The sequence below is a fragment of the Pseudomonas cucumis genome (genome assembly GCF_030687935.1).
GTDB lineage: Bacteria > Pseudomonadota > Gammaproteobacteria > Pseudomonadales > Pseudomonadaceae > Aquipseudomonas > Aquipseudomonas cucumis.
Window position 1 is genome coordinate 6185203 of the sequence record NZ_CP117454.1, and the last position, 26160, is coordinate 6211362.

Consider the following 26160-nt stretch of genomic DNA (forward strand, 5'->3'; position numbering starts at 1 on the left):
CATGAGCAGCGTGCTGATTCGCAATGCCCGGCTGGTCAATGAAGGTCGTGAGTTCGACGGTGATTTGCTGGTAAGCCACGGTCGCATCGTCAAGATCGCCAGCAGCATTGAAGGTGAAACAGCCGCCGTGGAAATCGACGCCAACGGTCAATGGCTACTGCCGGGCATGATCGATGACCAGGTGCATTTCCGCGATCCCGGAGCGCCGGACAAGGGCAGCTTCCATACTGAATCCCGAGCGGCGGTGGCCGGCGGCATCACCAGTTTCATGGACATGCCCAACACCTCCCCGGCCACCTTGACCCTCGCAGCGCTGGCCGACAAGAAGCGTCGGGCGGCGACCAGCTCGGTGGCCAATTACGGTTTTCATTTCGGCGTGAGCAATGACAATCTCGATACCGTCGCTGCGCTCAATCCTTGCGAGGTGGCCGGGGTCAAAGTGTTCATGGGCGCCTCCACCGGCAACATGCTGGTGGACGATCCACGGATTCTCGAGCGGCTCTTCGCCGAGGTGCCGACCATTTTGTTGGCCCACTGCGAACACACGCCCAGCATCGAGGCCAATGCCGCGAACCTGCGAGAACTGTTCGGCGAGCACCTTCCGCCCGCCGCTCACCCGCTGATCCGCAATGCCGAAGCGTGCTTTCGCTCCTCCTCAATGGCCGTTGATCTGGCCAGACAACACGGCACCCGACTTCACGTTTTACACTTGACCACCGCCCGTGAGTTGGCACTGTTCGAAGACCAGCCACTGGCCCAGAAGCGCATCACCGCCGAAGTCTGCCTGCATCACTTGCTGTTCGATGATCGCGACTACCCAAGCCTTGGCAACCTGATCAAGTGCAACCCGGCGATCAAGACTCAGGCCGACCGCGATGCTTTGCGCAAAGCATTGTTGAGCAATCGACTGGATGTGATCGGCAGCGATCACGCGCCTCACACCTGGGCTGAAAAACAGCGGCCCTACAGCCAGGCGCCGTCCGGGTTGCCGTTGGTGCAACACGCCCTGCCCGCGTTGCTGGAGCTGGTGTCCGATGAGATATTGCCGATCACCACCCTCGTGGCCAAGACCAGTCACCGGGTCGCCGATCTGTTTGCCATCCCCGACCGCGGCTACCTGCGCGAAGGCTATTGGGCAGATCTGGTGTTGATCAAACCTGAGCCCGATGGCCTTGCCGTTTCCCGGCAACCGATCCTCTCTCAATGCGGCTGGACGCCCTTCACCCACCATCGCTTTCGCCACAGCGTCAGTACTACGGTCGTGTCGGGGCAAATTGCCTGGCACGACAAACGTCTTAATGACAACTGCCAGGGTTTACCCCTGCGGTTTATGCGCTAGCGCTCGTTGTCGAAAACATTCGAGAACATCGATCATGATCCACATCACCCTGCCCGATGGTTCGTTGCGTGAGTACGATCAGCCGCTGACTGTGTATGAAGTCGCTGCAACTATTAGTCTCGGGTTGGCCAACGCGGCGGTGGCCGGTCGGGTCGACGGCGTGTTGGTGGACTGTGGATTCCTGATCGAGGGCGACGCCCGAGTCAGTATCGTCACACCTCAGGAGCCCGATGGCCTGGAGATCCTTCGCCGTTCCTGCGCGCTGATGTTGGCCATGGCCGTGAAGCAGCTCCATCCGCATGCACAGTTGCGGGCCGGATCATCGCTGGGTGATGGTTTCTTTTATGAGTTTGCTTTCCAGCGCTCCTTAACTCTGGCCGAGCTGCCCCTGATTGAAGCGCGCATGCATGCACTGGCGGCGACCAACCATTCGATCCGCCCAACTGAACGGTTATCGCTGTATCGCTTGGGGGATTTTGAAAGTTTCGCTGCAGGCCCGCATGTTCCCACCACCAAGGTGTTACAGGCCTTCGCTCTGGACCATATCAGCGGCACGTCGCAGCAACGGATCTACGGCACGTGCTGGTCCAGCCAACAGGAGCTGGACAACTGGCGAGCACCGCCGCAGGTGATGGTCGTGAACATCGATGAGCGTCAGACCGCTTATGCACACTCGGTGACCGAGACGCTGCGCCGCCGCGGACTGCGGGCCAACTCGGACCTGCGTAACGAAAAAATCAGCCACAAGATTCGCCAGCACAGCCAGAAAGTGCCGTATCTGTTGGTGGTGGGAGAGAAGGAAAAGGAAGGCGGGTTTGTCAGTATTCGCAGCAGCAGCGGAGAGGATTTCGGGGAGAAAGGGATTGAAGCGGTGTGTGAATTGTTGAATTCAAGGTGACTAAACGGACGCCTTCGCGGGCGAGTCTCGCCCCTACAGGGTATCAATGTCGTTTCGTGATCGTGCGAACGACACAAATCCTGTAGGAGCGAGCCTCGCCCGCGAAGCTTTTAAGCTCTGGGTTTAACAGTCCCGCAATCCTGTCCCAGCCATACAGCGCGAGTATCGAGGCTACCCTTCTGCTGAATGCCGGTGGCGTTGAAAGTGCCATTGACCTTGGTCGTGAACTCACGATCGCTGAGGAATGTGGCGACCCCCGCACCTTGCGCTTTCGGACAGCTGAAACGGAATTTCCATTGGTTGCCGGTACGTTCGGTGATTTGCTGCTTGCAGCCCGATTGTGGGTCCGTCAGTGGAATGTTGTCAGTCTTCACCTGTTCAGGCGTCAGGCACGCCCGAATCCCTTTACCACCCATGGTAATGCCCTGCTTCTCCAGCTGCGCGCGCTGTTCAGGGGTCATCTGACTCTGTATCTGGCCGAGGATCAGTTGCAGGTCGGGCAGGTTCTGGTCATCGACCTTCATGTTGCTTGAAGTCATTTCCCACAACCCCGGTTGCAGCATCTGCGCCTGAGCGGCTACAGGAAGCGCCAAACCAAACGCAATGGCCAAACCCAGCAGACGAACGTTCATCGAGTAACTCCTGATCATTAGTGGCCGTTAGACGTCAGCCATGGGCTTCGGTTCATGGGCCAATTAAATAGCGACATTCTGCACGGATCATGGTCTTTTAAGCATTGAATCTTCAGGAGCAAGGCTGCCCCATGGATTATTTTGGACCGCATGTTTTCGGTTATCTGATCGCTCTGCTGCACACGCTGGGTTCGATTGCCGCCATCCATGCCGTATTGACCGTTCGGACCGCTCAAGGCTCGATCGCCTGGGCTCTGTCCCTGCTGTTCATTCCCTACCTCACGCTAATCCCTTATCTGGTCTTCGGCCGCAGCACGTTCGATGGCTATATCAAGGCCCGTCGACAAGCCAACGAGGAAATGCGCAAAGCAATCTCCGAGTTGAACTGGCGCCCCTGGGTTGAAGAGGCTCTGGCTGCTCGCGCCTCCAGCGCCTACGCGTCTTTGAGGGCCATGCCGAAACTGGGACGCATGCCGTGTCTGGCGAATAATGAAGTGCACTTGCTGATCGACGGCCAAGCTACCTTCGATGCGATTTTCGACGCCATCAGCAACGCCCGGCAAGCGGTGCTGATTCAGTTCTTCATCATCCACGATGACCGCCTCGGACAACGCTTGCATACCTTACTGACCAAGAAAGCTGCCGAAGGCGTGGCGATTTACTTGCTCTACGACCGCATCGGCAGCCACTCCCTGCCCCACGGTTATGTGCAACCCTTGCGCGATGCCGGTATCGAGGTCAAAGTTTTCGCCACTCGCAGCGGCTGGCTCAACCGCTTTCAGGTCAACTTCCGCAACCACCGCAAGATCGTCGTGGTCGACGGGATTGTCGGTTTTGTCGGCGGGCTCAACGTCGGCGACGAATACATGGGTGAAAAACCACCCCTGGCGCCATGGCGCGACACCCACGTGCAAGTGCGCGGGCCGGTGGTGGCCTGCATGCAGGAATCCTTCGCCGAAGACTGGTTCTGGGCGGCACGTTCGCTGCCGCCACTGATCCTGCCGGAGGTTTATCCGGATGACGGCGTACTCTGCCAATTGCTGGCCACCGGACCGGCGGATTCCTACGAAACCTGTTCGCTGTTCTTCGTCGAAGCCATCCATGCGGCGACGGAGCGGGTGTGGATCACCAGCCCTTACTTCATCCCCGACGAAGCGGTGTTCGCCGCGTTGCGACTGGCTGTGTTGCGCGGAGTGGATGTACGGATTTTATTGCCGTCGCGGCCGGATCACCGGATCGTCTACGCCGCTTCCAGCCTTTACGCCTTCGAAGCGGTACATGCTGGCGTGCGCGTGTTCCGTTACCAGCCGGGGTTCATGCATCAGAAAGTAGTGTTGATCGACAGCGAAATCAGCGCCATTGGCAGCGCCAACCTGGACAACCGTTCGTTCCGGCTGAATTTCGAAGTGATGTTGCTAACCGTCGACAGCGCGTTTGCCGCGCAAGTGGAACAGATGCTCAACGATGACTTCGCCCAGGCTCACGAAATCGCCAAAGAAGAAAGCCGGGAGACCCACCGCCTGCAACAGATCGGCATGCGGATCGCCCGGCTGATTTCACCGATTCTTTAAGGGTTGTAAATGTCGTCGCGGGTCCAGGGCAATTCATGACTGCCATCGGGATGGGCTTTTACCGCGAGGATTTGATGCAGGTTTATCCAGCCTCTGGCGAAGGCATAAGCGCACCCTGCCAGGTACAACCGCCAGATCCGTAGAGCTTGATCCGGCACCAGTTTGCCGGCAGCTTCCAGATTGTCTTCCAGGCGTTCGCTCCAGTGGTCCAGGGTACGTGCGTAATGCAGGCGCAGGCTCTCGACATCGACGATCTCCAGCCCCGCTTCGCTGATCTCGGCCGAGATCATCGCCAGGTGGGGCAGCTCGCCGTTGGGGAACACGTACTTCTCAATGAAATCACCAGCGCCGCGCCCAACCGGGCGACCGTCGGTGTGCTTGGCGGTGATCCCGTGGTTCATCACCAGCCCGCCCTCTTTCACCGCACCGAACAGGATTTTGCAGTACTCGGCCAGGTTGGCGTGGCCGACGTGTTCGAACATGCCGACGCTGACCACCTTGTCGAAGCGCCCGTCCTGAGGCAAATCGCGGTAGTCGAGCAGTTGCAGTTCGATCTGATCCTCCAGGCCCTCGGCTTTCACCCGTTCACGGGCCAGCGCCAATTGCTCCTTACTGAGCGTGATCCCGAACACCTTGGCGCCGAACTCACGAGCCGCATACCGCGCCAACCCGCCCCAGCCGCAACCGACATCCAGCAGATACTCGCCTGGTTGCAACCGCAGCTTGCGGCACAAGTGGCGAAACTTGGCCTGCTGGGCTTGCTCCAGAGTTTCACTACCGGTCTCGAAATAGGCGCAGGAATACGCCATGTCGCTGTCGAGCCACAGTTGGTAAAACGCGTTGGAGAGGTCGTAGTGGTAGGAAATGGCTTTGGCGTCGGTTTCTTTGTCATGAACCGTGCGCACCGGTTGCGCATCTTCGTCTTCGTTGACCAGCGCCTGACTCCACTCATCGCAGACACGAATCACGTCGCTGATGGAACCTTCCAACTCCAGCTTGCCTTCGACGAACGCCGCCCCCAACGCGTCGAGGCTGGGATGGGTGAACTGGGTAACCATGTGTGGGTCCTTGACCACAATGGTGACGCTGGGCGTCGGCCCCAGATTGAACTCATGGCCGTCCCAGAGTCGCAAGCGAAGCGGTAACTGCAGATTCTGTAAGGCCGGTGGAAGTTGCGCGAGCATGAAAAGTCCCCCTTGTTTCAGACGTCAAATCTGAGGGTAGACCATCCTTGAAAAATAGCAGGCTATCGAATTAATAGCCTTTTTCTATTCCCGGTGTTGCCTGCAACACTGAAACCCATCCAACGGGCGATCGTTGAAAATGACCGCCTTACCCTAGATGACTACAAATCCGGCACACAGTTCTGAAAAGTTGTAGACGCTCACACCTCATCCTTAAGCTTGAGTAGGGGTTCCTGAAAGCGTAGCAAACGTCCGGCATTACCGAGTACTAATAACGTGCTCAAGTTATGCAACAGGGCGGCAATCATCGCCCCTGCCGCGCCGAGCCAGCCGAATGCGGCGAACGCGACGATGGCCAGGGTCCAGCCCAAACCGATGATCACGTTGACCTGCAAGGTGTGCCGACATTGGCGACTCAAGCGCACACAGGTTCCGAGCCGGCGCAGGTCGCTGCCGATCAATACGATATCAGCGGAGGCCAGCGCGATGTCCGCACCGCCCGCGCCCATGGCCACGCCGACCACACCGGCCTTGAGCGCCAAGGAATCGTTGATACCGTCTCCCACCACCATTGGCCGGAACCCGCTGCCGATTTCTTTCAGTACACGGTTGAGTTTGTCCTCGGGCAAGGCCTGGGCTTCAACATCGCTGATGCCCACATCCCGGGCCAGCGTGTGCGCAACGCTCTGCCGATCCCCGGTGAGCAACAGCTGTCGCCCCAAACCCAGTTCACGCAATTCGCTCAAGGCAAACCGCGCCTCGGGTTTGACACTGTCGGCGAGCAACAACCAGGCGAGAAACTCACCGTTGAGTGCCAGCCCGGCAATCGGGCCGTCGTGTTCGGGCACCGCTGATGTGGCGATGCCCAATTGCGCGAACAACTCCGGACGACCGAGGGCCGCTTCGCCCTGTTCGGTCATCGCCACTACCCCCAGTCCCTGACGCTCGTGAATGTCGGAGAGCAACAGAAAGTGTTCCTGAGTGACCAACCCGGCCAAGGCGCGGCTGACCGGGTGGCTGCTGGCGGAACCGAGGCTGGCGGCGAGTTTCAGTACGTGACTGCGATCCTCCAGCGGACTGTCGATGGATTGCAGGCGCAAGGTGCCGAATGTCAGGGTTCCGGTCTTGTCGACCACCAACGACGTCAGGTCAGCCAACTCTTCGAGGAACGCCGAGCTGCGAATCAGAATCCCGTGCCGAGCCGCCACCGCCACCCCGGCGATGGCCGTGGCCGGTGCCGACAACACCAGCGCGCAAGGACAAGCCGCCACCAACACCGCGAGCATCGCTTGCGCATCGTTGGTAATGAACCAGGTCACCGCGGCCAGCAGCAACACCAGCACCATGTAGCTGCCGGCATAGCGTTCGAGCAATCGCGTGATCGGCGGCTTGGAACGCTCCGCGTTTTGCATCAGTGCGATGACTTTACCCAGCGTCGATTCGTGACCGGTGCGGGTCACTTCAATGCGCAGCAGGCCATCAAGATTAATCGCCCCGCCGAACACCGACATGCCCACATCGGCCTCCATTGGCACCGACTCACCGGTGATCGACGCGGTGTCGAGGCTTGCCTGCCCGGACAACACTCGGCCATCCGCTGGAACTCGATCACCGGCACGCACCTCCACGAGGTCACCGGCCTTGAGGGTGCCGTTGTCGACTTCAAGGACGGAACCGTCAGCCTGAATCTTGCGCGCATGGCTGCGAGTCAGTTTGCCGAGGGCATGAATCGCTTCCTGGGAACCGATTACGCTGCGCTCTTCCAGCACGTGACCGAAGATCATGATGATTGGCAGCAACGCCGCAGTGAGCAGATCGCCGGTGGCCCAGGCGCCGAGCATGGCCAGGGCAATCAACTGATCGGTGATCCCGTGCAGGCTCGGATAACGCAGGCTGTACCACGCCGAACGCATGACCGGCACGGCCACCAGCAACGAGGCAAAACCCAGCAGCAATTGGCTGACACCGGTCTGCTCCGGCGACAACCAGCGCCAGCTCAACCCAAGCGCAAGCAACCCCAGTGCAAGCATGGCCAGGGTCAACTGGCGCGCGGCGCTACGTTGTTCAGCCGAGGACAACATGCTCGGCGCGGCGGCGGTTTGGGCAGTCATTGCGCAGCTCCCTGAATGATCAGGCGGGAATCGTCTTTCGGATCAACCGTGGTCACCGAGCCGGCCTGCCCGAGAATCTTCGGCATCCGTTCACGGTAAATACGCAGCAGCATCTGCGGGTCAGTGCCCTGCTGTTGCGCCTTGGCCAAACTCAGCACCGTGGCGGTGTCGGCAGAGGCTTTGGCCAGGCGTTCGCTGGCTTGAGCGTGAGCCACTTGCAGCGTGCGGTCGGCTTGTTCGTTGGCGGACTGCGTCAGCTTCTCGGCTTCAGTGCGTGCGTTGGCCACGGCTTTGTCGGCCTGCTGACTGGCGGTTAACACTGCGTTGAACGCGTTCACCGCCGGGCCGGGCAAACTCGATTGCACATCGACCCGTGCCACTTCGATGCCCAACCCTTGCCCGGTCGCCGTCAGTTCGGCCAAGCGCTGATTGATGCCCCGCACCTGATCGCCGCGTAGACGTTCGCGGCGCTCAGCGGCCTGATTGTCGGCGCCGATCAGTTCCGGTCGAGCCACCAGAATAGTGTCGAGATCTCGCGCGGCGGTGAGCGCCACGGCGCTGCGGGTCACCAGCCGATCCAGTGCCGGCAGCACATGTTCACCTTGGAGAACGAAGGCATACGGTTCGGTGACTTTATAGAACACCCGCACATCCAGTTGCACCACGCCTGCATCACCGGTCAGCAGGTAACCGGAGCCGGCAAGCGCATCGCTGAGGGGCGTGGCGAAACTCGCCACTCGATCCGCCTGCAATGCGGCATCCGTGCGCAGCAGATTTTCCACACGGCGCTCGATCACCCGATCCGCCGCCGGCAACAGGATGACCTGCTCAAACGGGCGCGGCCACGCCAACAGCAAACCGGCATTTTGAATGCGATCCAGGGCGCCGAAGTGCAGCACCACGGCACGATTTTGCGGGTCGATTTGCCGCACATTGGAGAATGCCCACGCCAAAGCAGCCAGCACAGTCACGGCGTACAGCGCCAAAAAAGCCAAGCGCCCAGCCTGAATCCAAGGGCTGCTCAACTCATGTGTTCCACGTGGAACTAAACTCATGGCTGCGACCCGGATTTGTTATCGAGCGTCGGCGGACCGTCAACCAACACCCGAAACAGCGCGGAATCGGTACGTAAGATCAGTTTGGTGCCTGGCGTGACGATGGTGCCCAAAGTGTCGAGAGAGCGCAGCAAATTGTAGAGCTGCGGTGAACCGGCGTAGGCCCGGCCGTAAATCTGCGCGGCTTCGACGCGGGATTGAGCTTCGATGTCCGCCGCTTTCACCGTCGCATCAGCTTGCACGATTCGCGCGTCACGCTCGGCGGCTGAGCGAATTTGCGCCGCTTCGCGTTTGCCGATGGCCGTGCGTTCAGTGGCGATTGTTTCACGCTCGGCGCGCATACGATCGACCGTCGCGGTGAGTGTCACCGACGGCAACGTCAAACGCTCGATGCCGACTTGCAGCACGCGCACGCCATAGGTGGTGAGCAACTGTTGGTCGATCTGCTGACGCAACTGCGCTTCAAAATCGGCGATGCGCACCTGGTTGGCATCGGTGTTTACCAGATTGGCCAGATCGAAACTGCTGGCGGTGGTTTCCAGCGCCGAGCCGACAAAAGTGCGAATCTGTCGCGCGGCTTCGTCCGGCTGGTTCTGCACGGCGCGCATAAAGCGTTGCACGTTGTCCGGATCACCCTGCACCTGCCAGGCTACGTAGGCTTGCACGATGATGCGTAAACCATCGCGCGTGCCCACATCCTGCAAACCGCTGGAGGTGGTGCGCAGCCGCAGATCCACCGGAATCGCCGCCTCGAACGGCGCCGGCCAGCGCCAGCCAAGACCCGGTTCCAGCAACACCCGCGATGGATTGCCGAAACGAGTGATGACCGTGGCCTCGCCCGAACGCACTTGCACGAGGCTCGCCGCCGCAATGGCAAACGCCGCCAGCAGCGCCGCCCAACCCATTCGGCGCCACGGGAAAGGGCCAGCTTCTTGTGGATCACCGTGGTGATGATGGTGATGACCGTGGTGATGCCCGCCATGGCCGTGATCGTGGCCGGCGTGATCATCGTGATCGCGATTGTGTGTAGGCGTCGGCTGGCTCAATGGACGGCTCCTGGCTGAGCGGAATTACGCGACGGCGTAGGGTCAGCCGGCAGCGTGAATGTACGTAAGTCGATAGTCGGCGCATTGCTGCTGCCGCCCAGACGATGATCGAGAACCAGCAGCTTGGCGTTGGCCAAACCTTGGGTCAGTTGACTGAGGTATTGCTCCAGCACGAAGGCCTGGCCGGCGCTGGCATAAGCCTTTCGTTCGGCGGCAAATTTCAGGTCGGCGGCCTGAGCGCTCGAGTTGATTTCATGCGCACTGGCCGTGGCTTGATCGCGAGCAATGCTGGCCTGCAATTGCGCCTGATTGGTCGCCTCCGCCGCTGCACCGCGCTCGCGGGAAATCAATGCCTGAGCGCCAATCTGCGCCGCTTGCACGCCGTGATAAGCGTTAGCCGCCCCCGCTGGCGGGTGAATGGCTTCGACCACAGTGGCAAGAATTTCCACGCCGCTGTCGAGTTTTTGCAGGTCAGCCTGCACGGCGCGACCGATCTCTTCGGCGAGCCCTACCCTGTCCTCGCCAAGCAAACCATCGAGGGTGCGCGAGGCGAAGTCGTGAACCAGAATCCGGCTGGCGGTGCTGCGGATCAGCGTTGGCACGTCGGCGCTGTTGTAGGTCGCGGCCAGCGCCGCCTGATCACTCAGGCCGATGCGATAGACGAAGCGCACGTCCATGTTGACGATCTGGAAGCTCTGTTTGTCGGCGCGGCTGCTGGCGATGACCTGGGATTTGTCGTTCACATGGCTAGCGTCCCACAAGCGATTGGCAATTGCCGGTGCCGGGCCTTCGGCAGGCTCGGCTGCGACCGGTGCCGATGTTTCGCCCACGCTGGTGGCCAACTCGTGGACCACGCCATTTTCGACGCTCAGCACTCGGCCCAGTGGCCACGGCAAACCGGCGTGCAAACCAGGGCCGAAAACTTCCACGGGTTTGCCAAAGCGCTCATAGATACCGCGCCCTTGCAGCGAGATTTCGTGAATGCCGGTGAGCGACCAACCGACGATTGCCACCACTGCCAGCACCGGCAAAAACGCCCGGCGCATGTAGGTAAAGGCCCAGATTTGCCGCAGGTCGATACCGAAGCGGTTGTGAATTTCGTGCTGCAACGCGAGCAGGGGTTGCGGCGGCCAGCGCAGCATGTCGGCGATAAAACTTCGCGCCAGCAAGGCCGGCTCCAGCTGTTCCCGACGCGGACTGAACAGCGACAACACGGCCCGCAGCAGCAACTCGACGGCGACCAGCCCCGGCAGCAAGCCGATCAGCACCGCCAGACGCACCGGCCAGACTGACGTTTCATTGCCGAACAACAAACACAGAGCGCTGAGCACCAGGCAAATAATCGCCACCCGCGTCAGCTGCGCCAACGGCCCTGCTTCGGGCCATTGGGCGACGTTCTCCTGCGCCAGTTGTCGCTCCAGCACCAACAAACCGAAAGCCAGCAGCAACGACAGCGCAGCGCCGACACTGGCCGACAATCCCAACGCAGCGGGCGGCAGGGCCAGATTCCAGACTTGCTCGATGCTGTACAACGTCAATAACGCCCAGCCACCCAACCATAGCGTCGGTGCACCGATTTGCCCCAACAAGCGCCACCAACGCTGACTGATCCGGTCCAGCAACCGCTCGTACCAGCCCTCGGTGGAAACGACTTCCTCAGCCATGGACACAGGCACCAACACCGCCGGACTCATCGCCCGCGCACGCCACTGCGTTACCCACCAGGCCGATTGCAGACCCGCAACCAACACCAGCAAACCGGCGCTCTGATTGACCAGCAACGCCGCCCACAACGACTGCGGCGCAAACAGCCCGACAAAAAACGCCAGTACCCACCCTGCTGCTGCCAAGGCACCCAGACCGATTGCGATCTGTCGCAATCGACGCCCTTGAACGACCGCCTGCTGAAAGCGCGGCAGCGCTGCTATTTGTGCCCCATCGCCATCGAGATCGACTTGCATACCACCCCAGCCATCGCTCACATCACAATTCGTTACGATATAACGAAAGTGGTGAAATATTCGTCGTAAATCGTTCTATCTAAAAGCGCTGAACCTGTCGCCAAGCTGAAGCCTTGACCGAAATGGCTCGAAACGCACATATTACGTTCGTAATTTTTATCGAAGGCTACTTTTATCGATCCTGCCCCCTTTCACCAGGAGTACCACTATGAGCACCTATGACGTCGTGATTCTGGGCGCAGGCCCCGGCGGTTATAACGCAGCGATCCGCGCCGGCCAGCTGGGCCTGAAAGCGGCATGCGTGGAAGGCCGCGCCACCTTGGGCGGGACCTGCCTGAATGTGGGCTGCATGCCGTCCAAAGCCCTGCTGCATGCCTCCGAACTCTTCGACGCGGCCATGGGGGCGGAATTCGCCAACTTGGGGATTGAGGTCAAACCCGTCCTCAACCTTGCTCAAATGATGAAACAGAAGGATGAAAGCGTCACCGGGCTGACCAAGGGCATCGAGTTTCTGTTTCGCAAAAACAAGGTCGACTGGATCAAGGGGTGGGGCCACATCGACGGGCCGGGCAAAGTCACAGTGACCGACAGCCAGGGCGCCAAAACCGAGCTGAGCGCCAAGGACATCGTGATCGCCACCGGTTCCGAACCCACTCCCCTGCCCGGTGTGGACATCGATAACAAACGCATCCTCGACTCCACGGGCGCCCTGTCGCTGAACGAAGTTCCGAAGCACCTGGTGGTGATCGGTGCCGGGGTGATCGGCCTGGAGCTGGGCTCGGTATGGCGGCGCCTGGGTGCTCAGGTGACGGTGGTCGAATTTCTCGATCGGATTTGCCCCGGTGTGGATGGCGAAGCGGGCAAGACCCTTCAGCGCTCATTGAGCAAGCAAGGCATCAGCTTCAAGTTGAGTACGAAAGTCACCAGCGCCACGACGTCGGCGAGCGGTGTTCAGCTTAGCGTCGAACCGGCCGCGGGTGGCACCGCCGAGTTGCTTGAAGCCGATTACGTGTTGGTGGCCATTGGTCGGCGACCTTACACCCAAGGCCTGGGACTGGAAAACGTCGGTCTCGCCACGGACAAACGCGGCATGCTCGCCAATCAGGGCCACCGCACCGAGGCCGCTGGCGTCTGGGTGATCGGTGATGTCACGTCGGGGCCGATGCTCGCCCACAAGGCCGAAGACGAAGCCATGGCCTGCATCGAGCAGATCGTCGGCAAGGCCGGCGAGGTCAATTACGACCTGATCCCCAGCGTGATCTACACCAAACCGGAGCTGGCCAGTGTCGGCAAGACCGAAGAACAGCTGAAGGCCGAAGGTCGCACCTATAAGGTTGGCAAATTTCCCTTCACCGCCAACAGCCGAGCGAAGATCAACCATGAAACCGAAGGCTTCGCCAAAGTATTGGCCGATGAGCGCACCGACGAAGTCCTCGGCGTGCACCTTGTGGGCCCCAGCGTCAGTGAAATGATTGGCGAATATTGCGTGGCCATGGAGTTCAGCGCCTCGGCCGAAGACATCGCCCTGACCTGCCATCCCCACCCGACCCGCTCCGAGGCATTGCGCCAGGCGGCAATGGATGTGGAGGGGATGGCGACGCAGATGTAGAAAGATCAAAAGATCGCCGCCTTCGGCAGCTCCTTGTGCGTATACCTGTAGAGGCTGCGATCTTTTCGCTTTTCAGTTGGGTAGATGCTCCAACGGCAATGCCCCCGGCGTCTTTACCGTGTGAATCGCGAAATTGCTGCGGATGTCGCTCACACCCGGCAATTTCAGCAGTCGCCCGGTGAGAAAACGGTCATAGGCGCGCAAATCCGGCACCACCACTTGCAGCAGAAAATCTGATTCCCCTGACACCAGGAACGCCGAAATCACCTCAGGCAATGCCGTTACGGCCAGGCGAAAGGCTTCGGCCTGTTCATCGTTGTGTCGTTCGACTTTGACCCCGACAAACACAGTCAGCCCAAGGCCCACTTCATCTCGATCCAGATTGGCCTGATAGCCGCGAATCACCCCCGCCTCTTCCAGCATCCGTACCCGACGTAAACACGGCGAGGCGGACAGGCCGATCTCGTCGGCCAATTGCACGTTGCTCAGGCGACCGTCCCGTTGCAGCGCCGCGAGAATCTTGCGGTCGTAGGCGTCCAGTTTCATCGTTTGGCAGATCCCGATGGTTCAATCATCACAAAATGGCAGGTTATGCCAAATATCGACACTTTAGAAGCTGACTACGCAACCACCTGCCCTGCTCTTCAGCCATAGACTGATCCCACCAAATCGACAACGAATGGGGTGCAACATGGCAGGACTCTGGCTGTTTTTCATGGCGCTGGCGGTGGTGTACCTGTTGCCCGGCCCGGACATGATTCTGCTGTTGCAAACCGGCGCGCGTCAGGGCAAAGGCGCGGCGTTGGCCACGGCGTTGGGGCTGGGCGTGGCGCGCGGTTTTCATGTGGCCTTGGCTGCATTGGGTTTGGCGGCGCTGTTCAAGACGGCACCCTGGACCTTCGATGTGGTGCGCCTGGTCGGAGCCGCGTACCTGCTGTGGATCGGCATTCAGTGCCTGCGCACCACGATGCTACCCAGCTTGAACGCTACAAACGCAACCACCGAAAAACCGCATTGGCGCGAGGCGATCCAGCGTGGTTTGCTGACTAACCTGCTCAACCCCAAGGCGCTGCTGTTCTGCTCGGTGCTACTGCCACAGTTCATCAACCCTCAAGCAGGACCGGTGCTTGCGCAATTTGCAACGCTGGGCGTGATGCTGGTCGGCGTAGGGTTGTTGTTCGACAGTGCCTACGCGCTGGTCGGCGCCGCGCTGGGCCGTTGGCTGCAACGCAGTCCATCGGCCCAACGGGTACAACAGTGGTTGTTTGGCAGCCTGCTGATTGGTTTTGCGGTGCGGCTGACCTTTGTTCAACAAGCTTGAGCGTTATCGCGCTTTTCGACGGCGGCGACTGATCAACAACAGCGCCGCTGCCGTAACGGCTAACACGGCGCCGATCTGCAATGGTTTTTTGTAGGGCCGCAGCGTTGACCGCATAGCGTCAGTGGCCTGGGTCACATAGCGCTTGTCGGCGTTCTGGAAGTCCGGCTCCTGGCATTGATGACCGAAATCACCGGCCCAGACCACATAGGGTCCCTCCTCGACATAACGACGATAGAACGCGCTTTGCTCTTGCAGGCTGGTGCCCCACCCTGAGGCCTTGCATAGCACCGAAGCAAACGCCTGACTGCTGTGGGGCAAATGATCGGCGGCCTTGCTCGCCAGAGCCGTGGCAACATAACGGTAATGGAAACGCTCATCAGGTTGCGCCACCGTAGCTTGCTGACGCTGCACTTCGCCATCGGTCATCAGCGGTCCGACTTTGAGCTCCGGAGCTTCCAGACTGTAATTGCCGCCGAAGGTCACGTAATCCGGGGACATCTCGTAGCCCAACAGCTCCATCCCATCGTAGCGGGCCAGTATCGCGGCGTAGTAGTAAGCGAATGCCTGGGAGGTCGGCCACCATTTGGATTCGGCCTCCTTGCGCAATTGCCCATACCATTTGGCCTTGGCCTGCAATTCCGGGTTGTCGAAGTATGCCGGGGCTTCGTCATAACGTCCTTCGCGCAGCAGGCGCCGCCCGAGCAAATTGCGCAGGTTCGCGGCTACCGACAACGGCACATAATTGTCGCGATCCTGCTGGCTGAGCGGCGGCGGTGCCGGCACTTGAGTGTCGACGTACTGCTTGAGTTCATCGAGGGTCAGCACCCGCTCGGCAACGGTGGCCGCGTCGTACCAGTAAATGTATTGGCTGCGATAGAGCTGATCAAAGGCTTGCAGATAATCGCCGCGTTGCAGGGCCAGGATCGCGCTTTCGCCGTCGACCCGGCACTTGGGCTGGAGCGTTTCATAATCCCAATCCGGGGTCCGGCGCGCGCCCCAGGACTCATTTTGCGGGAAGGCCTGGGCTGCCTTGGCATAGGCCGCCGCGGCAGCGTTTTTGTCGCCATCACGCAACGCCAGTTTCGCCCGCAGCCACCATGCGAGGCCACCGTCTCCGGCCTGTTCGAGGAAGGCTTTGGCACTGGCGTAATCGCCCTGTTGATAATTCACTGCCGCCAGGCGATCAGCATTATCCAGGCTGCCATGGGTGCTGGTTTGCAGCAGTTTGATCAGTTTCTGTTCGCTGGGCGGTTGATCACCGAATGACCAGCCCTGTCGACTGATCAAGGAGGCCGTCACCAATTGCTGTACCCGTTTGCCCTTGAGCAATCGGGCCAATTGATCGTCAGGCATCGCCGCCAGATCGGTCATCAGCCACTTCAGCGAGCTGTAACCCACCGCCGAACCGTGGAGGTTTTGCGTGGCGTAGAGTTCGATGGCGTTGTCCCAGTCGCCGGCGGTGCGGGCCACTCGCGCTTCTTCGCCGAGGCTGGCAACACCCAATTCCAACGGGTCGCTGAAGCCGTCGATACTCAGCTGACGAGTCTTTTCGAAGGCTTTGCGCGATTGAGCCAGCAGGTCCGGGCCGGCATCTGCCTCTGAACTCATGGCAAACAGTGCCCGGCCCAACGAGTACGCCGCCCAGGTGCTGCGCAACGCCCGTTGATCCGCCGGCAGTGCCAGCACTTTCTGGAAGTATTCGGTGGCCAGGCCATGATCACCGGCGTTGAACGCCACAGCACCCGCCAGATAGAACATGTGCTCAATGGGCAGACTCGCGCCTTGCTCTTCAACCTGACGGGCATCGGTCAGGCTACGCAGCTGTTGCACCAGTGCTTGCTGTTCAGGCGTCAAACCGGCCTGTTCGGCTGTGTTGCGCTGATCGGAGTAATCGGGCGCATCGCCGTAGCCGTCATCCGGATTATGGGTGGCCGCCGTGACGTTCTTCAGGCCCGCGATGGCATGCCCGAGGCGACTGATCTCAAAATTGAAGTTGCCTTCCGGCAGTTCCGCCAGCGACTGGCCACGGTTGTCCAGCAGGCGCATGGGGAAGTCCGGCCCGCAGGCCAGCGCCGAACCCAACGGCAGGCTGAGGCTCAGGCAAAGCACATGGCGGGGCCAGTTACGGGTGAACATTCGAACCTCCTTGATCAATAGTTGCGCAGCGTGCCCAACCGATGGCGCGCTGCCCGCCGGCCGGTATTCGACCCTCGCGCAGGCGGGTGAAGGTAAGCAGATCCGGGCGTTGTTGCAATGCATAACCGGCCAATGCATCGGCGCCATCGCAGCCCTGTACCGCCAGTGTCAGGCGTTCGGGCCAGGCGCTGTCGAGATTGCCTTGGTTGCTGACGCTGATGTCGTAGAGGCCGTCCTGCGCCGAGAGCTTCAGCCCCACGCGGCTGTCGAGCGTATTGCCACGTGCCACCGCGATTAGCGTCGTCAGGCTCCAGGCCCTGCGATCATTGACCAGTGGCAGGCGAAACCAGATCAGCCCGGCCAGATGAGCCGGCGGATCGGCGCGTAACTCGGCGCCGAGTTTGCTCAGTTGCAGCGGATCCGCCAGTAACTCCCGGCGTTTGCCGCCCCGCTCGATGGGCACTTCGCTTTCCACGACCGGCGCGCCATCGGCCCCCGGCAACAACGCCACGCCATAAGCCGGCAGCGCCAGATAAAATGGTTTCGAGGTAATACGGCTCCAGGCCTTGGCCCACTGCCGTGCCTGACTCGGATCGAACAGCCCACGCCGTGGATCGCTCACCGCGTGCACCTGCAATACGCTGCTGTCGACCGTCGCCAGCAGCGTCGGCAATTCTGGGCTGTCGAGCCAGGCCGGCAACGCGGTGATGCTCAGGGGTAAGGAAGCCGGCAGAACAGTGCGCAAATGCGTGAGGAATTCGCGGTAGGCCGGTAGCCGGGCGTTACCCGCATCGTGGTCGATTTCCACACCGGAGAGGATCAGCCCCTGCCCTTGCCAATCGCTGAGCACCTGCTGGATTTGCGCCGTGACCTCGCTCTGATCCAGCCCCTTGAGCTGACTATCCAGACGAACCACTGCAATCAGCGGCCGACCATCACGCTTGAGCAGCGCCGAATCGATCCGCGCCCGGCTCCAGCCGGCCTGCGGAAACGCCTGCAAGGCCAGTACGCGCAAAGTCGAGAAATCGGCGCGGCTGTCGCGCAACGCGGCGTCATGGGCCGACGTCCATTGCCGTTGCCAGACATAGAGTTGCTGATCGAGCGGCGGCGCGTCCGGTCGCTCGCAACCGTTGAGCAACACCGCTGCCAGCAAAACGATCAAGCGTGTGAAAAACACCATGAAAAACCTTATCCCTGAAATACAAAAAGGGCCTTTGAAGGCCCTTTGTCGCTCTGCTCGTTACCCTACTCAGCCATTGGCTTGCGGGCAATGATCACCTGACTTTTCGCCACCACCGCGTCCAGCGCCTGTTTGATCTGTGCCCCCCGTGGCGAGGACAGCACGGCTTGCCAGGTGTCGGCCCAATGATTGAGCAGCGGATGGTCGGCGTTGCTGAAATCGACTTTGGCTTCCCAGAACAACAGCATCCACATCGACCAATAGAACCCGTACTGGCTGTGGCTGATGACTTCCAGGCCGGCGTCGCTGACCATCGCCTTGAACTGCTCTTCGCTGATGATGCGAATGTGGTTGGGCTTCTGGAAATACTCCGGTGCGGCGATGTCTTTTTGCAGGTCTTCGGAACTCGGGTGCGGAACGCTGAGCAAATACAGCGCCCCGGGCTTGCCGACCCGCACCAGCTCGGCGAGGAACTGCGCCGGATCGTCGACATGTTCAATGACTTCGGTCGACACCACCCGGGTCGCGGTCGCGTCGGCAATCGGCAGCGGGTTGCAGTCCGTGACGTGGCACTCGACGCCCCGCGCCGGCGTGTCGCTCAGGCGCTGACGAGTCGCTTCGACCTTGGCGGCGTCGATGTCGGCGATGATGATCTTCGCCCCGCGCATGCCACAGAAATGCACGTTGCCACCGTCACCGCAGCCTACGTCCAGCAGCGTGTCCTCGGGGCTGACCGGGAAACCGGTGAACAGCTCGTTAGTTTGCTGGTTGAACCAGCCGCTGAGCATCGCGTCGTGCAGGCCGAGCATGTACGGGTCGACTTTCTCGGATACCGAGGGTGCTGGCATCAGCGGCTGCGCGGCAGCGGATGTGCCCGCCGTGAGTTTCTTCAAAAGGCTCAGCATGAGGTGGCTCCAGAGGATGGAAGGGCTGATCGGGACAAACGCAAGTGTTGCACCAGACGGGCACCCCGGTTGCGCATGGGCAGCTCGATGAGTCGATAGTTGAGTTCGCTCAGCAGCACGATCAGGGTCATGGCGCAAAACAGCGCCAGTGCCGGCGGCTGCATTGCCATGTCCTGCGAACCGGCGGGCGCGAAACGAAACCAGCCTTCGCGCACGGCAAAAAACGCCGGGATGTGGATCAGGTAAATGCCATAGGAACGGGTGCCCAGCCAGACCAGTATTTGCTTGAGCTTGCCCTTGGGCAGCAGATAATCGCGATTGTAGGAGGCGATCCAGACCAGCGTCGCACACAACAAGGCAATGACTGCGACCCGATAGCTCGCCAGGTTGAACGGCGTGCTCGCCAGCACGCTCACTGCAGCTCCCAGACCGATCAGCATCAACGGGCCTGACCAAGGTCGGCGCAACAACCGCGGCTCCCAGGTCAGATAGCTCGGCCTTGAGCTCCACATCGCCAGCAATACACCCAATGCCAGGGCATCGGTCCTGATGCTCATCAACAGCGCTGAGCGCCAGGTGAATAGTTGCACGGCAACGAGGACCAGCAACACCCACACCAGACGCTTGCGGCAGACGAGGATCAGCAATGGCAGCAGCAGGTAGAACTGCTCTTCAAGGGACAGGCTCCAGTAAACGAAACTGGCGCCGTATTCAAAGCGCATGAAGCTTTCGGCAAAGCGGAAATTGGCAAATTGCAGAAAGCCCGCCAGCGTCGCCTGCAGATTGGCCTGCACCGTGCCAAAGGCGCCCGAATGGTTGAACAACAGCGTGCCCATCAACATCAACAGCAGCCACAACCAGGCGGATGGCAACAGGCGAAAGGCTCGGCGAATCCAGAAATCGCGGGTTTCGTGCCAGAAGGCCTGTGGTGTGTGGCATCCGCGCAGCAGCGGAATCAAGCCTCGGGCGATGACAAATCCTGAGATGACAAAAAACAGGTCTACGCCCCACCAGAATTGCCCGTGGGCGGTGGCCGACTCGAAGCCCGGCAGTCCTCCCGGAAACGGCATGGTTTGCAGGTGATGCACCAGCACGCCAAGCACAGCGATCCCGCGCAACAACTCGATGTCGAGAATCCGTCGACCACTCATGGCGCGGTCCCGGCCTTTAAATCAGCCGTCATCGGTTTGCGCGCAATGATCACCTGGCTCTTGGGCATGAACTGATCAAGCATCTGCTTGATCGCCAGGCCATTGGGTTGCGCCAGCAGGTCTTGCCAGGTTTTCGCCCAGCTCTCCATCAGCGGCGGATACGGCGCCTGAATCCGGTCACGCACCGCGCCGCCCAGGTCGCGGCCGGCCGCGCGCTCGCTGGCCCAGAAAAAAATCATGCCCATCACCCAGAAAAACCCGGTGGCCTGACGATGCTCGATCACCAGATCGGCGTCCTCCACCAGGGCGGCAAAACGTTCCGGGGTAAAAATCTGCACGTGATTGGGCGACTGAAAATAACTGGCCGGGGCGATGCCCTGTTGCAAATGCTCGCCCACCGGCGCCGGTACGCTGAGCAGATACTGCGCACCCGGACGGCCCATGCGCACCAGCTCGGCCATGAACGGCTCGGGCTTGTCGATGTGCTCGAGCACCTCCATGCAAACGATTTTGCTCGCGCAGCCATCGGCGAGCGGCAACGGCAGACTATTGCTGACCAGCCCCAGGCTGGGCTTGTCCGTCTGCGCGTGCACTTGCCGGGCCAGATCACGGACCTTGTCGTGTTCACTGTCGGTAAAAATCACCGACGCACCCTGACGCACCGCAAACAGCGTCGCAACGCCCTCACCGCAACCAACATCCAGCAAGGTGTCGTCTGCTGTGATCGCAAAGCCCTTGAGCAATTCGCCGCTGTCGCCCGAAAACCAGCCATCGAGCATGGCGTCGTGCAAACCGACATCACGCGGCGATACGCTGCCTTGCGCCATCGATACCGGCACGGGTTGGGGTTTCGCCACTAGGCGCAGCCGCCTCATCAATGCGCGGATCATGCCTGGGGGATTTCCATGGCGGACGCGTTGCGGGTTTCGAACAGCCGGGAAAAAAAGGCTTTCAGACGCTGTTCAGCGGTTGCCTGGCTGCAGAAGTTTTGCAGGCTGGTCACCGCGTGGACGGACATTCTTGCGTAGCGTTGCGGGTCGTCCTTGGCCACGTCATAGCTGGCCCGATAGGCTGTGCACAGCGAGGCCCAGTTGGTGATGTAACGCAGGGTACGAAACGCCTTGCGCGGGTCGTGGGGCCAGGCCGTCAGCTCATCCGTGGAGTCGATGAGGAAAGCGTTATCGGCGTCCAGGTAATCGATCATCGCCGTGGTGCGCGGCGCCACTGCCGGCTTGCCGCACGACATGAACTCCATCAGCGGCAGGCACTGGCCTTCGCCGTAGGATGTGTTCACCACGTAACTCGTGGCCTGCACCAGACGTTCGTAATCCGAATCCGCAAGATAGCCGTAAATCAGCACGATACGGCAGCGGTAGGACTGGTTTTTGTACAAGTGATGAAGGATATCGGTCAGCGCTTCTTCGGCATCGTGGTGCGTCAGTTTGAGCACCAGCGTCGCGCCTTCTACCTCGCGGAACGTCACGCAGAAGGCACTGAGCATGTCTTCCCAATTTTTGCGCCCGTCTCCGGGGTTGAACACCGAAGTGTAGATCACACCATCGAGTACCAGCTCCTGTTCACGAGCGGGCGCCTGAAAGTCGATGCCCTTGCCGGCACGCAGATGCGCTGGGCCAAAGGCCCGTAGATCAAGTTGACGACTGTCCGCCAGCAAGCCTTTGATCTTCAATCGCACTTGGCGGGCCTTTGGCTGGCGCTGCAGTTGCGCACCACGTGCGGCAAAGCGATCCCACACCGGTGCCGGAACCGCGACGATCGGATAGTCGGCGCCCATGGCTTCGCGCACGGCATTGACGGTGTAATTGGAATGGGTGATCGCTGCTCCGCTCGCGCGCAATACCATGCGCCAGTCGTTACGCGGTTCACCGGCGAACGGCTCATTGGGAATGGTGCTGAATTCCCACGCAAACACCGGCACGGTCGGACAGGCGAAATGCGCAGGCGTGCGATGAGGCGGCGAGAACGACAGGAACACGCAGTCTTCGCCACGGGACAAACAGTCGAGGTACAAGGCGTCGACTTCGGTCTGCGGGTCGCTGACTTCCACTACCCGCCCCAGTCGCTCCAGCACCGGTCGATACTCTTTGAGCACGAAGTAGTAGCTGTATTCCGAACGGCCCAGATTCTGGGCAATGGTGTGCTGGTTGGTTTCTGAATAAATGATGATCAGCATGAGGCGTTATCCGTCACGACCGCTGCCGGCACACCCTGTGGCGCCAGCCCGAAAAAGTCCGCCAGGCGCTGTTGCACCGGAGCGAATGCGCAGTAATCGTGCATGCGCTCGACTGCGGCGTGAGACATCTGCTGATACTCCAGCGGCTGTTCCTTGGCGATCCGGTAGCTGTTTTCGTAGGCCGTTTTCAACGAGCCCCAGTCCGGTCGATAACGCAGGGTCCGATAGATGATGCGGGTGTCCTGAGGCCAGATGGTCAGCTCTTCGCTGGACTTGACCACAAACGCCACCCGCTCATCGATGTAATCCTCCATGGCCGTGTGGTCCGGGGCTATTACCGGTTTGCCGCTGGCCATGAACTCCATCAGCGGCAGACACAAGCCTTCGCAGCGCGAGGCGTTGACGTAATAACTCGCCGCCTCATAGAGCCGGGCATATTGCGGATCGTCCAGGTAACCGTGCATCACCACCACCCGGCAGGCGAAGGGTGACAGTTGCGCCAGCAAGGTCATCAGTTCGGTGTAGTAGGACGACAGATCGCTCTGGGTAATCTTCAGCACCAGCGTGGCGTCCGCGGTTTCCCGGAACGCCCAGCAGAACGCGCTGATCAGCTGATGCCAATTCTTGCGCCCGTCCTTGGGGTTGAACACGGAAACGTAAACCACGCCGTCGACCCGGGTCTGAACCTGTTCCGTGGTGTCCGGCAGGTCCACCGGTGCCGGTACGTGCTCCGGCACCGACTGCGGACCGGCAATGGCAGGGAGGTGTTTGGCGAGTCTGGAATGAGCCGGGTCAGACAACAGATCGCGAATCCCCTCCCAGTACCATTGACTCAGAAAATGAGTGCGATGGACCGGCACCGGTTGCGCCTTGCCCAGGTCCAGCGCCCACAGGCGCAAGTAGTGCCTGGCGATAACCAAGCGCCGTTTCAGGGTCAGCGGCGGCGGTCGCAAGGCATCGAGTTCGGCCTGCTGCTCGGGGGTCAACGGCGGCGGAATCAGCGAGTCGGCAGACAGTCCGAGCGTACGGGTATCGAGGATGCAGCCCTTGATGTCGAGGGTCGAACCGGCATTGACCGGCACACTGGTATGGCGGCTACGGATGGCTGCGAAGTTTTCCCACAACGGCGTCGGCAATACCAACACCGGAAAGTCTTCGCCCATGGCCCGACGAATCGCCCGGGCGGTATGACTGGACAACGTGATCGCCCGGCCTTGGCGCGCCAGCATGCGCGTCCAGTCATGCCGGACATCGTTGTCCCACTGTTCATCGGGAATCGAATCGAACTCCCAAGCGATCACGCAGATCGTCGGGCACTCAAGATCGTTCGGGGTTTTCTGCGGCGGGGTGAAAGACAAGAACAGAGTGCTTTCGTCAGCGGCAAGCAGTTGCCTGTAGAGAGGATCGACCTCGGCGGTGGAGGACACCACATGCACCCGCCCAAGGCTTTCGAGCACCGGGCGATAAGCCTTGAGCACGAAGTAGTAACTGTATTCGGGACGACCGAGGCTCTGGCTGATGGAACTGTCGTTGACGTCCGAGTAAAGAATAAAATTCATGGCATCCCACGATGAAGCCGCCATCCCGGCGACCTCACTCTATGACGGCGAAACCACGGATCGAGTCGGCGTTCCGTCCTCGTCTATAGTCTTCATGCCCGTCTACGTTCTTGTTTTAGTGGTCAGTTTCGCGGAGTTTCAGAACAACCCTGCCGAACCCTGGGCGATCGTGACGAGGGGCATTCTAAACACATCCGTTAAGGGTTCGTGAACCGCTCGGCGAGAATAAATAGGCCTGCAAAAACGAGAACTGACCAGTCACGGTGGGACCTGTTGAAATTGCTGCGCAATTGGCACAGATTGGCTACCAAACAACTACAACAACGACTTCGTCCGTCTTTCGACCCGGTAATCCACCCGGTCTGTCAGACGTCTCCGACAAGCCTGTGGGGAATAGACGAAGTTTTATGATCAAGGGGTCGCTGCTTGAAAAAGCGTCTGTTCGTGACGGGTCTGAGTGGATTCGTAGGACAACACATCCAATCTCGTCTGAAGGCTGATGCCTCGGAATGGGAGCTGCTGCCTGTCCCCTCTCCGTACGATCTCGCATCCCCGAAAAGCCTTGAAGACCTATGGCCGCAGATGCCCGATGCGGTCATTCATCTGGCCGGCCAGACCTTCGTTCCCGAAGCCTTCCGTGATCCGGCGCGCACGCTGAACATCAACCTGCTGGGCACCCTCAACCTGCTTCAAGCCCTCAAGGCCCGCGGTTTCAACGGTACCTTCCTGTATGTCAGCTCCGGCGACGTCTATGGCCAGGTCAACGAAGCCGATCTGCCCATCACCGAACGCCAGCCACCCAGCCCGCGCAATCCTTATGCCGTGAGCAAACTGTCGGCGGAGTTCCTGAGCCTGCAATGGGGCCTGAGCGAGGGCTGGCCAGTATTGGTCGCGCGCCCGTTCAACCACATCGGCACCGGGCAGAAGGACAGCTTCGCCATCGCCAGCGCTGCGCGGCAGATCAGCCGGATCAAGCAAGGCCTGCAAGCACCGCAACTGGAAGTCGGCGACATCGACGTCACCCGTGATTTCCTCGATGTGGGCGACGTGGTATCGGCCTACCTGGCGTTGTTGGAAAAAGGCACGCCGGGGCAGGTCTACAACATTTGCTCGGGGCGCGAGCAGAGCATTCGCCGTTTGATCGAACAACTGGGGGACCTCGCCCAGGTCGATATGCAACTGATTCAGGATCCGGCGCGTCTTCGCCGCGCGGATCAGCGTCGCGTTTGTGGCAGCCACGCCAAGCTTGCCCAGACCACAGGATGGACGCCTGAAATCACAATACAACAATCCCTGCGGGCGATCCTGTCCGACTGGGAGAAGCGAGTACGACAAGAATGACAAAAAGTGCATTGATCACAGGGATCACCGGTCAGGACGGCGCGTATCTGGCCAAACTGCTGCTCGACAAGGGTTATAAAGTCCATGGTCTGGTGGCGCGGCGCAGCAGCGATTCGCGTTGGCGGCTGCGCGAGACGGGGATCGAGGGCGATATCGTCTATCTGGACGGCGACATGGCCGATGCCTGCTCAGTGCAGCGCGCGGTGATCAAGTCGGCACCGGACGAAGTCTATAACCTGGCGGCGCAAAGCTTTGTTGCCGCCTCCTGGGATCAGCCGGTGGCCACCGGCATCGTCGACGGCCTGGGTGTGACCCATCTGCTCGAAGCGATCCGCCAGTTCAGTCCGCACACTCGTTTCTATCAAGCATCCACCAGCGAAATGTTCGGCTTGATTCAGGCCGAGCAGCAGGACGAAAACACACCGTTTTATCCGCGCAGTCCTTACGGCGTGGCCAAACTCTACGGCCACTGGATCACCGTGAACTATCGCGAAAGCTTCAACCTGCACGCCAGCAGCGGGATCCTGTTCAACCACGAATCACCGCTGCGCGGCATCGAGTTCGTGACCCGTAAGGTCACCGACGCCGCTGCTCGCATCAAACAGGGCAAACAGCAGGAGCTGCGCCTGGGCAACATCGATGCGAAACGCGATTGGGGATTTGCCGGCGACTACGTCGAAGCCATGTGGCTGATGCTGCAACAGGACAAGCCTGACGATTACGTGGTCGCCACTGGCGTGACCACCACCGTGCGCGAAATGTGCCGCATCGCCTTTGAACACATCGGCCTCAACTACCGCGACTACGTGAAGATCGACCCGGCGTTTTTCCGCCCGGCCGAGGTAGAGGTGCTGCTTGGTAACCCGGCCAAGGCCCAGCGTGTACTGGGCTGGAAGCCAAAAACCGATCTGGACACCTTGATCCGCATGATGATGGATGCGGACATGAAACGCGTTGCCAAGGAGTAGGC

At 60.4% G+C, this 26160-nt stretch carries 21 protein-coding genes; 7 read left to right on the plus strand and 14 right to left on the minus strand.

The genetic code is table 11. The features are described 5' to 3' along the window. Position 1: 1 nt before the first annotated feature. Both PSH97_RS28170 and PSH97_RS28175 read left to right on the plus strand, forming a co-directional pair. Positions 2-1339, plus strand: a complete 1338-nt coding sequence (locus PSH97_RS28170; RefSeq protein ID WP_305447564.1) for a dihydroorotase — start codon at positions 2-4, stop codon at positions 1337-1339. 34 nt (positions 1340-1373) lie between these two features. Next, on the plus strand, positions 1374-2237 hold the full coding sequence (locus PSH97_RS28175; protein WP_305447565.1) for a His/Gly/Thr/Pro-type tRNA ligase C-terminal domain-containing protein: 864 nt from the start codon (positions 1374-1376) through the stop codon (positions 2235-2237). 110 nt (positions 2238-2347) lie between these two features. On the opposite strand, the gene PSH97_RS28180 is transcribed toward PSH97_RS28175, so the two are convergent. Next, a complete protein-coding gene (locus tag PSH97_RS28180; protein WP_123357105.1) occupies positions 2348-2869 on the minus strand; it encodes a DUF3617 domain-containing protein in 522 nt (173 codons plus the stop codon). A 131-nt stretch (positions 2870-3000) separates the two neighbouring features. On the opposite strand from PSH97_RS28180, the gene cls reads away from it, so the two are divergent. Continuing rightward, positions 3001-4440: a cardiolipin synthase gene (gene cls / locus PSH97_RS28185; protein WP_305447566.1), complete on the plus strand. Its 1440-nt coding sequence runs from the start codon at positions 3001-3003 to the stop codon at positions 4438-4440. Here cls and cfaB read toward each other — a convergent pair. The 5 genes from cfaB to hflK (PSH97_RS28210) form a co-directional block, all read right to left on the minus strand. Beyond that, the gene (cfaB, locus tag PSH97_RS28190; protein WP_305447567.1) at positions 4437-5624 is read right to left on the minus strand and encodes a C17 cyclopropane fatty acid synthase CfaB; all 1188 of its coding nucleotides are present in this window, start codon (positions 5622-5624) and stop codon (positions 4437-4439) included. The two genes, cls and cfaB, sit on opposite strands and share 4 nt — an antisense overlap. 200 nt (positions 5625-5824) lie before the next feature. Continuing rightward, a complete protein-coding gene (locus PSH97_RS28195; RefSeq protein WP_305447568.1) occupies positions 5825-7735 on the minus strand; it encodes a heavy metal translocating P-type ATPase in 1911 nt (636 codons plus the stop codon). Beyond that, positions 7732-8790 carry a protease modulator HflK gene (gene hflK / locus PSH97_RS28200; protein ID WP_305447569.1) on the minus strand — a complete coding sequence of 353 codons (1059 nt, stop codon included), beginning with the start codon at positions 8788-8790 and terminating at the stop codon, positions 7732-7734. Before hflK (PSH97_RS28200) ends, PSH97_RS28195 begins: the two co-directional genes overlap by 4 nt. Beyond that, a complete protein-coding gene (hflC, locus tag PSH97_RS28205) occupies positions 8787-9836 on the minus strand; it encodes a protease modulator HflC (RefSeq protein WP_305447570.1) in 1050 nt (349 codons plus the stop codon). Before hflC ends, hflK (PSH97_RS28200) begins: the two co-directional genes overlap by 4 nt. Next, positions 9833-11797 carry a protease modulator HflK gene (gene hflK / locus PSH97_RS28210; RefSeq protein WP_305449884.1) on the minus strand — a complete coding sequence of 655 codons (1965 nt, stop codon included), beginning with the start codon at positions 11795-11797 and terminating at the stop codon, positions 9833-9835. Before hflK (PSH97_RS28210) ends, hflC begins: the two co-directional genes overlap by 4 nt. A 208-nt stretch (positions 11798-12005) precedes the next feature. Here hflK (PSH97_RS28210) and lpdA point away from each other — a divergent pair, with 208 nt between their 5' ends. Next, positions 12006-13406: a dihydrolipoyl dehydrogenase gene (gene lpdA / locus PSH97_RS28215; RefSeq protein ID WP_305447571.1), complete on the plus strand. Its 1401-nt coding sequence runs from the start codon at positions 12006-12008 to the stop codon at positions 13404-13406. 72 nt (positions 13407-13478) lie between these two features. Here the strand turns inward: lpdA and PSH97_RS28220 are convergent, their stop codons facing one another. Further along, positions 13479-13952 (minus strand): Lrp/AsnC family transcriptional regulator, encoded by a 474-nt coding sequence (locus PSH97_RS28220; RefSeq protein WP_305447572.1) that lies wholly within the window; start codon positions 13950-13952, stop codon positions 13479-13481. Between the two features lie 145 nt (positions 13953-14097). Between PSH97_RS28220 and PSH97_RS28225 the strand changes: the two genes are divergently transcribed. Next, positions 14098-14727, plus strand: a complete 630-nt coding sequence (locus tag PSH97_RS28225; protein WP_305447573.1) for a LysE family translocator — start codon at positions 14098-14100, stop codon at positions 14725-14727. Positions 14728-14730: 3 nt separating this feature from the next. Here the strand turns inward: PSH97_RS28225 and PSH97_RS28230 are convergent, their stop codons facing one another. From PSH97_RS28230 to PSH97_RS28260, 7 genes are all read right to left on the minus strand, one after another. Further along, complete coding sequence (locus PSH97_RS28230) at positions 14731-16863, minus strand: hypothetical protein (RefSeq protein WP_305447574.1); 2133 nt, start codon at positions 16861-16863, stop codon at positions 14731-14733. After that, positions 16850-18043 carry a DUF3142 domain-containing protein gene (locus tag PSH97_RS28235; RefSeq protein ID WP_305447575.1) on the minus strand — a complete coding sequence of 398 codons (1194 nt, stop codon included), beginning with the start codon at positions 18041-18043 and terminating at the stop codon, positions 16850-16852. Before PSH97_RS28235 ends, PSH97_RS28230 begins: the two co-directional genes overlap by 14 nt. Before the next feature lie 65 nt (positions 18044-18108). Then, entirely contained in the window at positions 18109-18948 is an 840-nt protein-coding gene (locus PSH97_RS28240; protein WP_305447576.1) for a class I SAM-dependent methyltransferase, read from the minus strand. Continuing rightward, complete coding sequence (locus tag PSH97_RS28245; protein ID WP_305447577.1) at positions 18942-20099, minus strand: acyltransferase family protein; 1158 nt, start codon at positions 20097-20099, stop codon at positions 18942-18944. Before PSH97_RS28245 ends, PSH97_RS28240 begins: the two co-directional genes overlap by 7 nt. Beyond that, positions 20096-20989, minus strand: coding sequence for a class I SAM-dependent methyltransferase (locus PSH97_RS28250; protein ID WP_305447578.1), 894 nt, complete (start codon positions 20987-20989; stop codon positions 20096-20098). The genes PSH97_RS28245 and PSH97_RS28250 overlap by 4 nt, the downstream gene beginning before the upstream one ends. Then, on the minus strand, positions 20986-22290 hold the full coding sequence (locus PSH97_RS28255; protein WP_305447579.1) for a glycosyltransferase: 1305 nt from the start codon (positions 22288-22290) through the stop codon (positions 20986-20988). The genes PSH97_RS28250 and PSH97_RS28255 overlap by 4 nt, the downstream gene beginning before the upstream one ends. After that, on the minus strand, positions 22284-23849 hold the full coding sequence (locus PSH97_RS28260; RefSeq protein ID WP_305447580.1) for a glycosyltransferase: 1566 nt from the start codon (positions 23847-23849) through the stop codon (positions 22284-22286). The genes PSH97_RS28255 and PSH97_RS28260 overlap by 7 nt, the downstream gene beginning before the upstream one ends. 426 nt (positions 23850-24275) lie before the next feature. Between PSH97_RS28260 and PSH97_RS28265 the strand changes: the two genes are divergently transcribed. After that, positions 24276-25190 (plus strand): GDP-mannose 4,6-dehydratase, encoded by a 915-nt coding sequence (locus tag PSH97_RS28265; RefSeq protein WP_305447581.1) that lies wholly within the window; start codon positions 24276-24278, stop codon positions 25188-25190. After that, on the plus strand, positions 25187-26158 hold the full coding sequence (gmd, locus tag PSH97_RS28270; protein ID WP_305447582.1) for a GDP-mannose 4,6-dehydratase: 972 nt from the start codon (positions 25187-25189) through the stop codon (positions 26156-26158). Before PSH97_RS28265 ends, gmd begins: the two co-directional genes overlap by 4 nt. Positions 26159-26160 lie beyond the last annotated feature (2 nt).

Excerpts from the sequence above, each read along its gene's own strand:
- PSH97_RS28170 (WP_305447564.1), top strand. The coding sequence starts at position 2 with ATGAGCAGCGTGCTGATTCGCAATGCCCGGCTGGTCAATGAAGGTCGT.
- PSH97_RS28175 (WP_305447565.1), top strand. The coding sequence starts at position 1,374 with ATGATCCACATCACCCTGCCCGATGGTTCGTTGCGTGAGTACGATCAG.
- PSH97_RS28180 (WP_123357105.1), bottom strand. The coding sequence starts at position 2,869 with ATGAACGTTCGTCTGCTGGGTTTGGCCATTGCGTTTGGTTTGGCGCTT.
- cls (WP_305447566.1), top strand. The coding sequence starts at position 3,001 with ATGGATTATTTTGGACCGCATGTTTTCGGTTATCTGATCGCTCTGCTG.
- cfaB (WP_305447567.1), bottom strand. The coding sequence starts at position 5,624 with ATGCTCGCGCAACTTCCACCGGCCTTACAGAATCTGCAGTTACCGCTT.
- PSH97_RS28195 (WP_305447568.1), bottom strand. The coding sequence starts at position 7,735 with ATGACTGCCCAAACCGCCGCCGCGCCGAGCATGTTGTCCTCGGCTGAA.
- hflK (WP_305447569.1), bottom strand. The coding sequence starts at position 8,790 with ATGAGTTTAGTTCCACGTGGAACACATGAGTTGAGCAGCCCTTGGATT.
- hflK (WP_305449884.1), bottom strand. The coding sequence starts at position 11,797 with ATGCAAGTCGATCTCGATGGCGATGGGGCACAAATAGCAGCGCTGCCG.
- lpdA (WP_305447571.1), top strand. The coding sequence starts at position 12,006 with ATGAGCACCTATGACGTCGTGATTCTGGGCGCAGGCCCCGGCGGTTAT.
- PSH97_RS28220 (WP_305447572.1), bottom strand. The coding sequence starts at position 13,952 with ATGAAACTGGACGCCTACGACCGCAAGATTCTCGCGGCGCTGCAACGG.
- PSH97_RS28225 (WP_305447573.1), top strand. The coding sequence starts at position 14,098 with ATGGCAGGACTCTGGCTGTTTTTCATGGCGCTGGCGGTGGTGTACCTG.
- PSH97_RS28230 (WP_305447574.1), bottom strand. The coding sequence starts at position 16,863 with ATGTTCACCCGTAACTGGCCCCGCCATGTGCTTTGCCTGAGCCTCAGC.
- PSH97_RS28235 (WP_305447575.1), bottom strand. The coding sequence starts at position 18,043 with ATGGTGTTTTTCACACGCTTGATCGTTTTGCTGGCAGCGGTGTTGCTC.
- PSH97_RS28240 (WP_305447576.1), bottom strand. The coding sequence starts at position 18,948 with ATGCTGAGCCTTTTGAAGAAACTCACGGCGGGCACATCCGCTGCCGCG.
- PSH97_RS28245 (WP_305447577.1), bottom strand. The coding sequence starts at position 20,099 with ATGAGTGGTCGACGGATTCTCGACATCGAGTTGTTGCGCGGGATCGCT.
- PSH97_RS28250 (WP_305447578.1), bottom strand. The coding sequence starts at position 20,989 with ATGATCCGCGCATTGATGAGGCGGCTGCGCCTAGTGGCGAAACCCCAA.
- PSH97_RS28255 (WP_305447579.1), bottom strand. The coding sequence starts at position 22,290 with ATGCTGATCATCATTTATTCAGAAACCAACCAGCACACCATTGCCCAG.
- PSH97_RS28260 (WP_305447580.1), bottom strand. The coding sequence starts at position 23,849 with ATGAATTTTATTCTTTACTCGGACGTCAACGACAGTTCCATCAGCCAG.
- gmd (WP_305447582.1), top strand. The coding sequence starts at position 25,187 with ATGACAAAAAGTGCATTGATCACAGGGATCACCGGTCAGGACGGCGCG.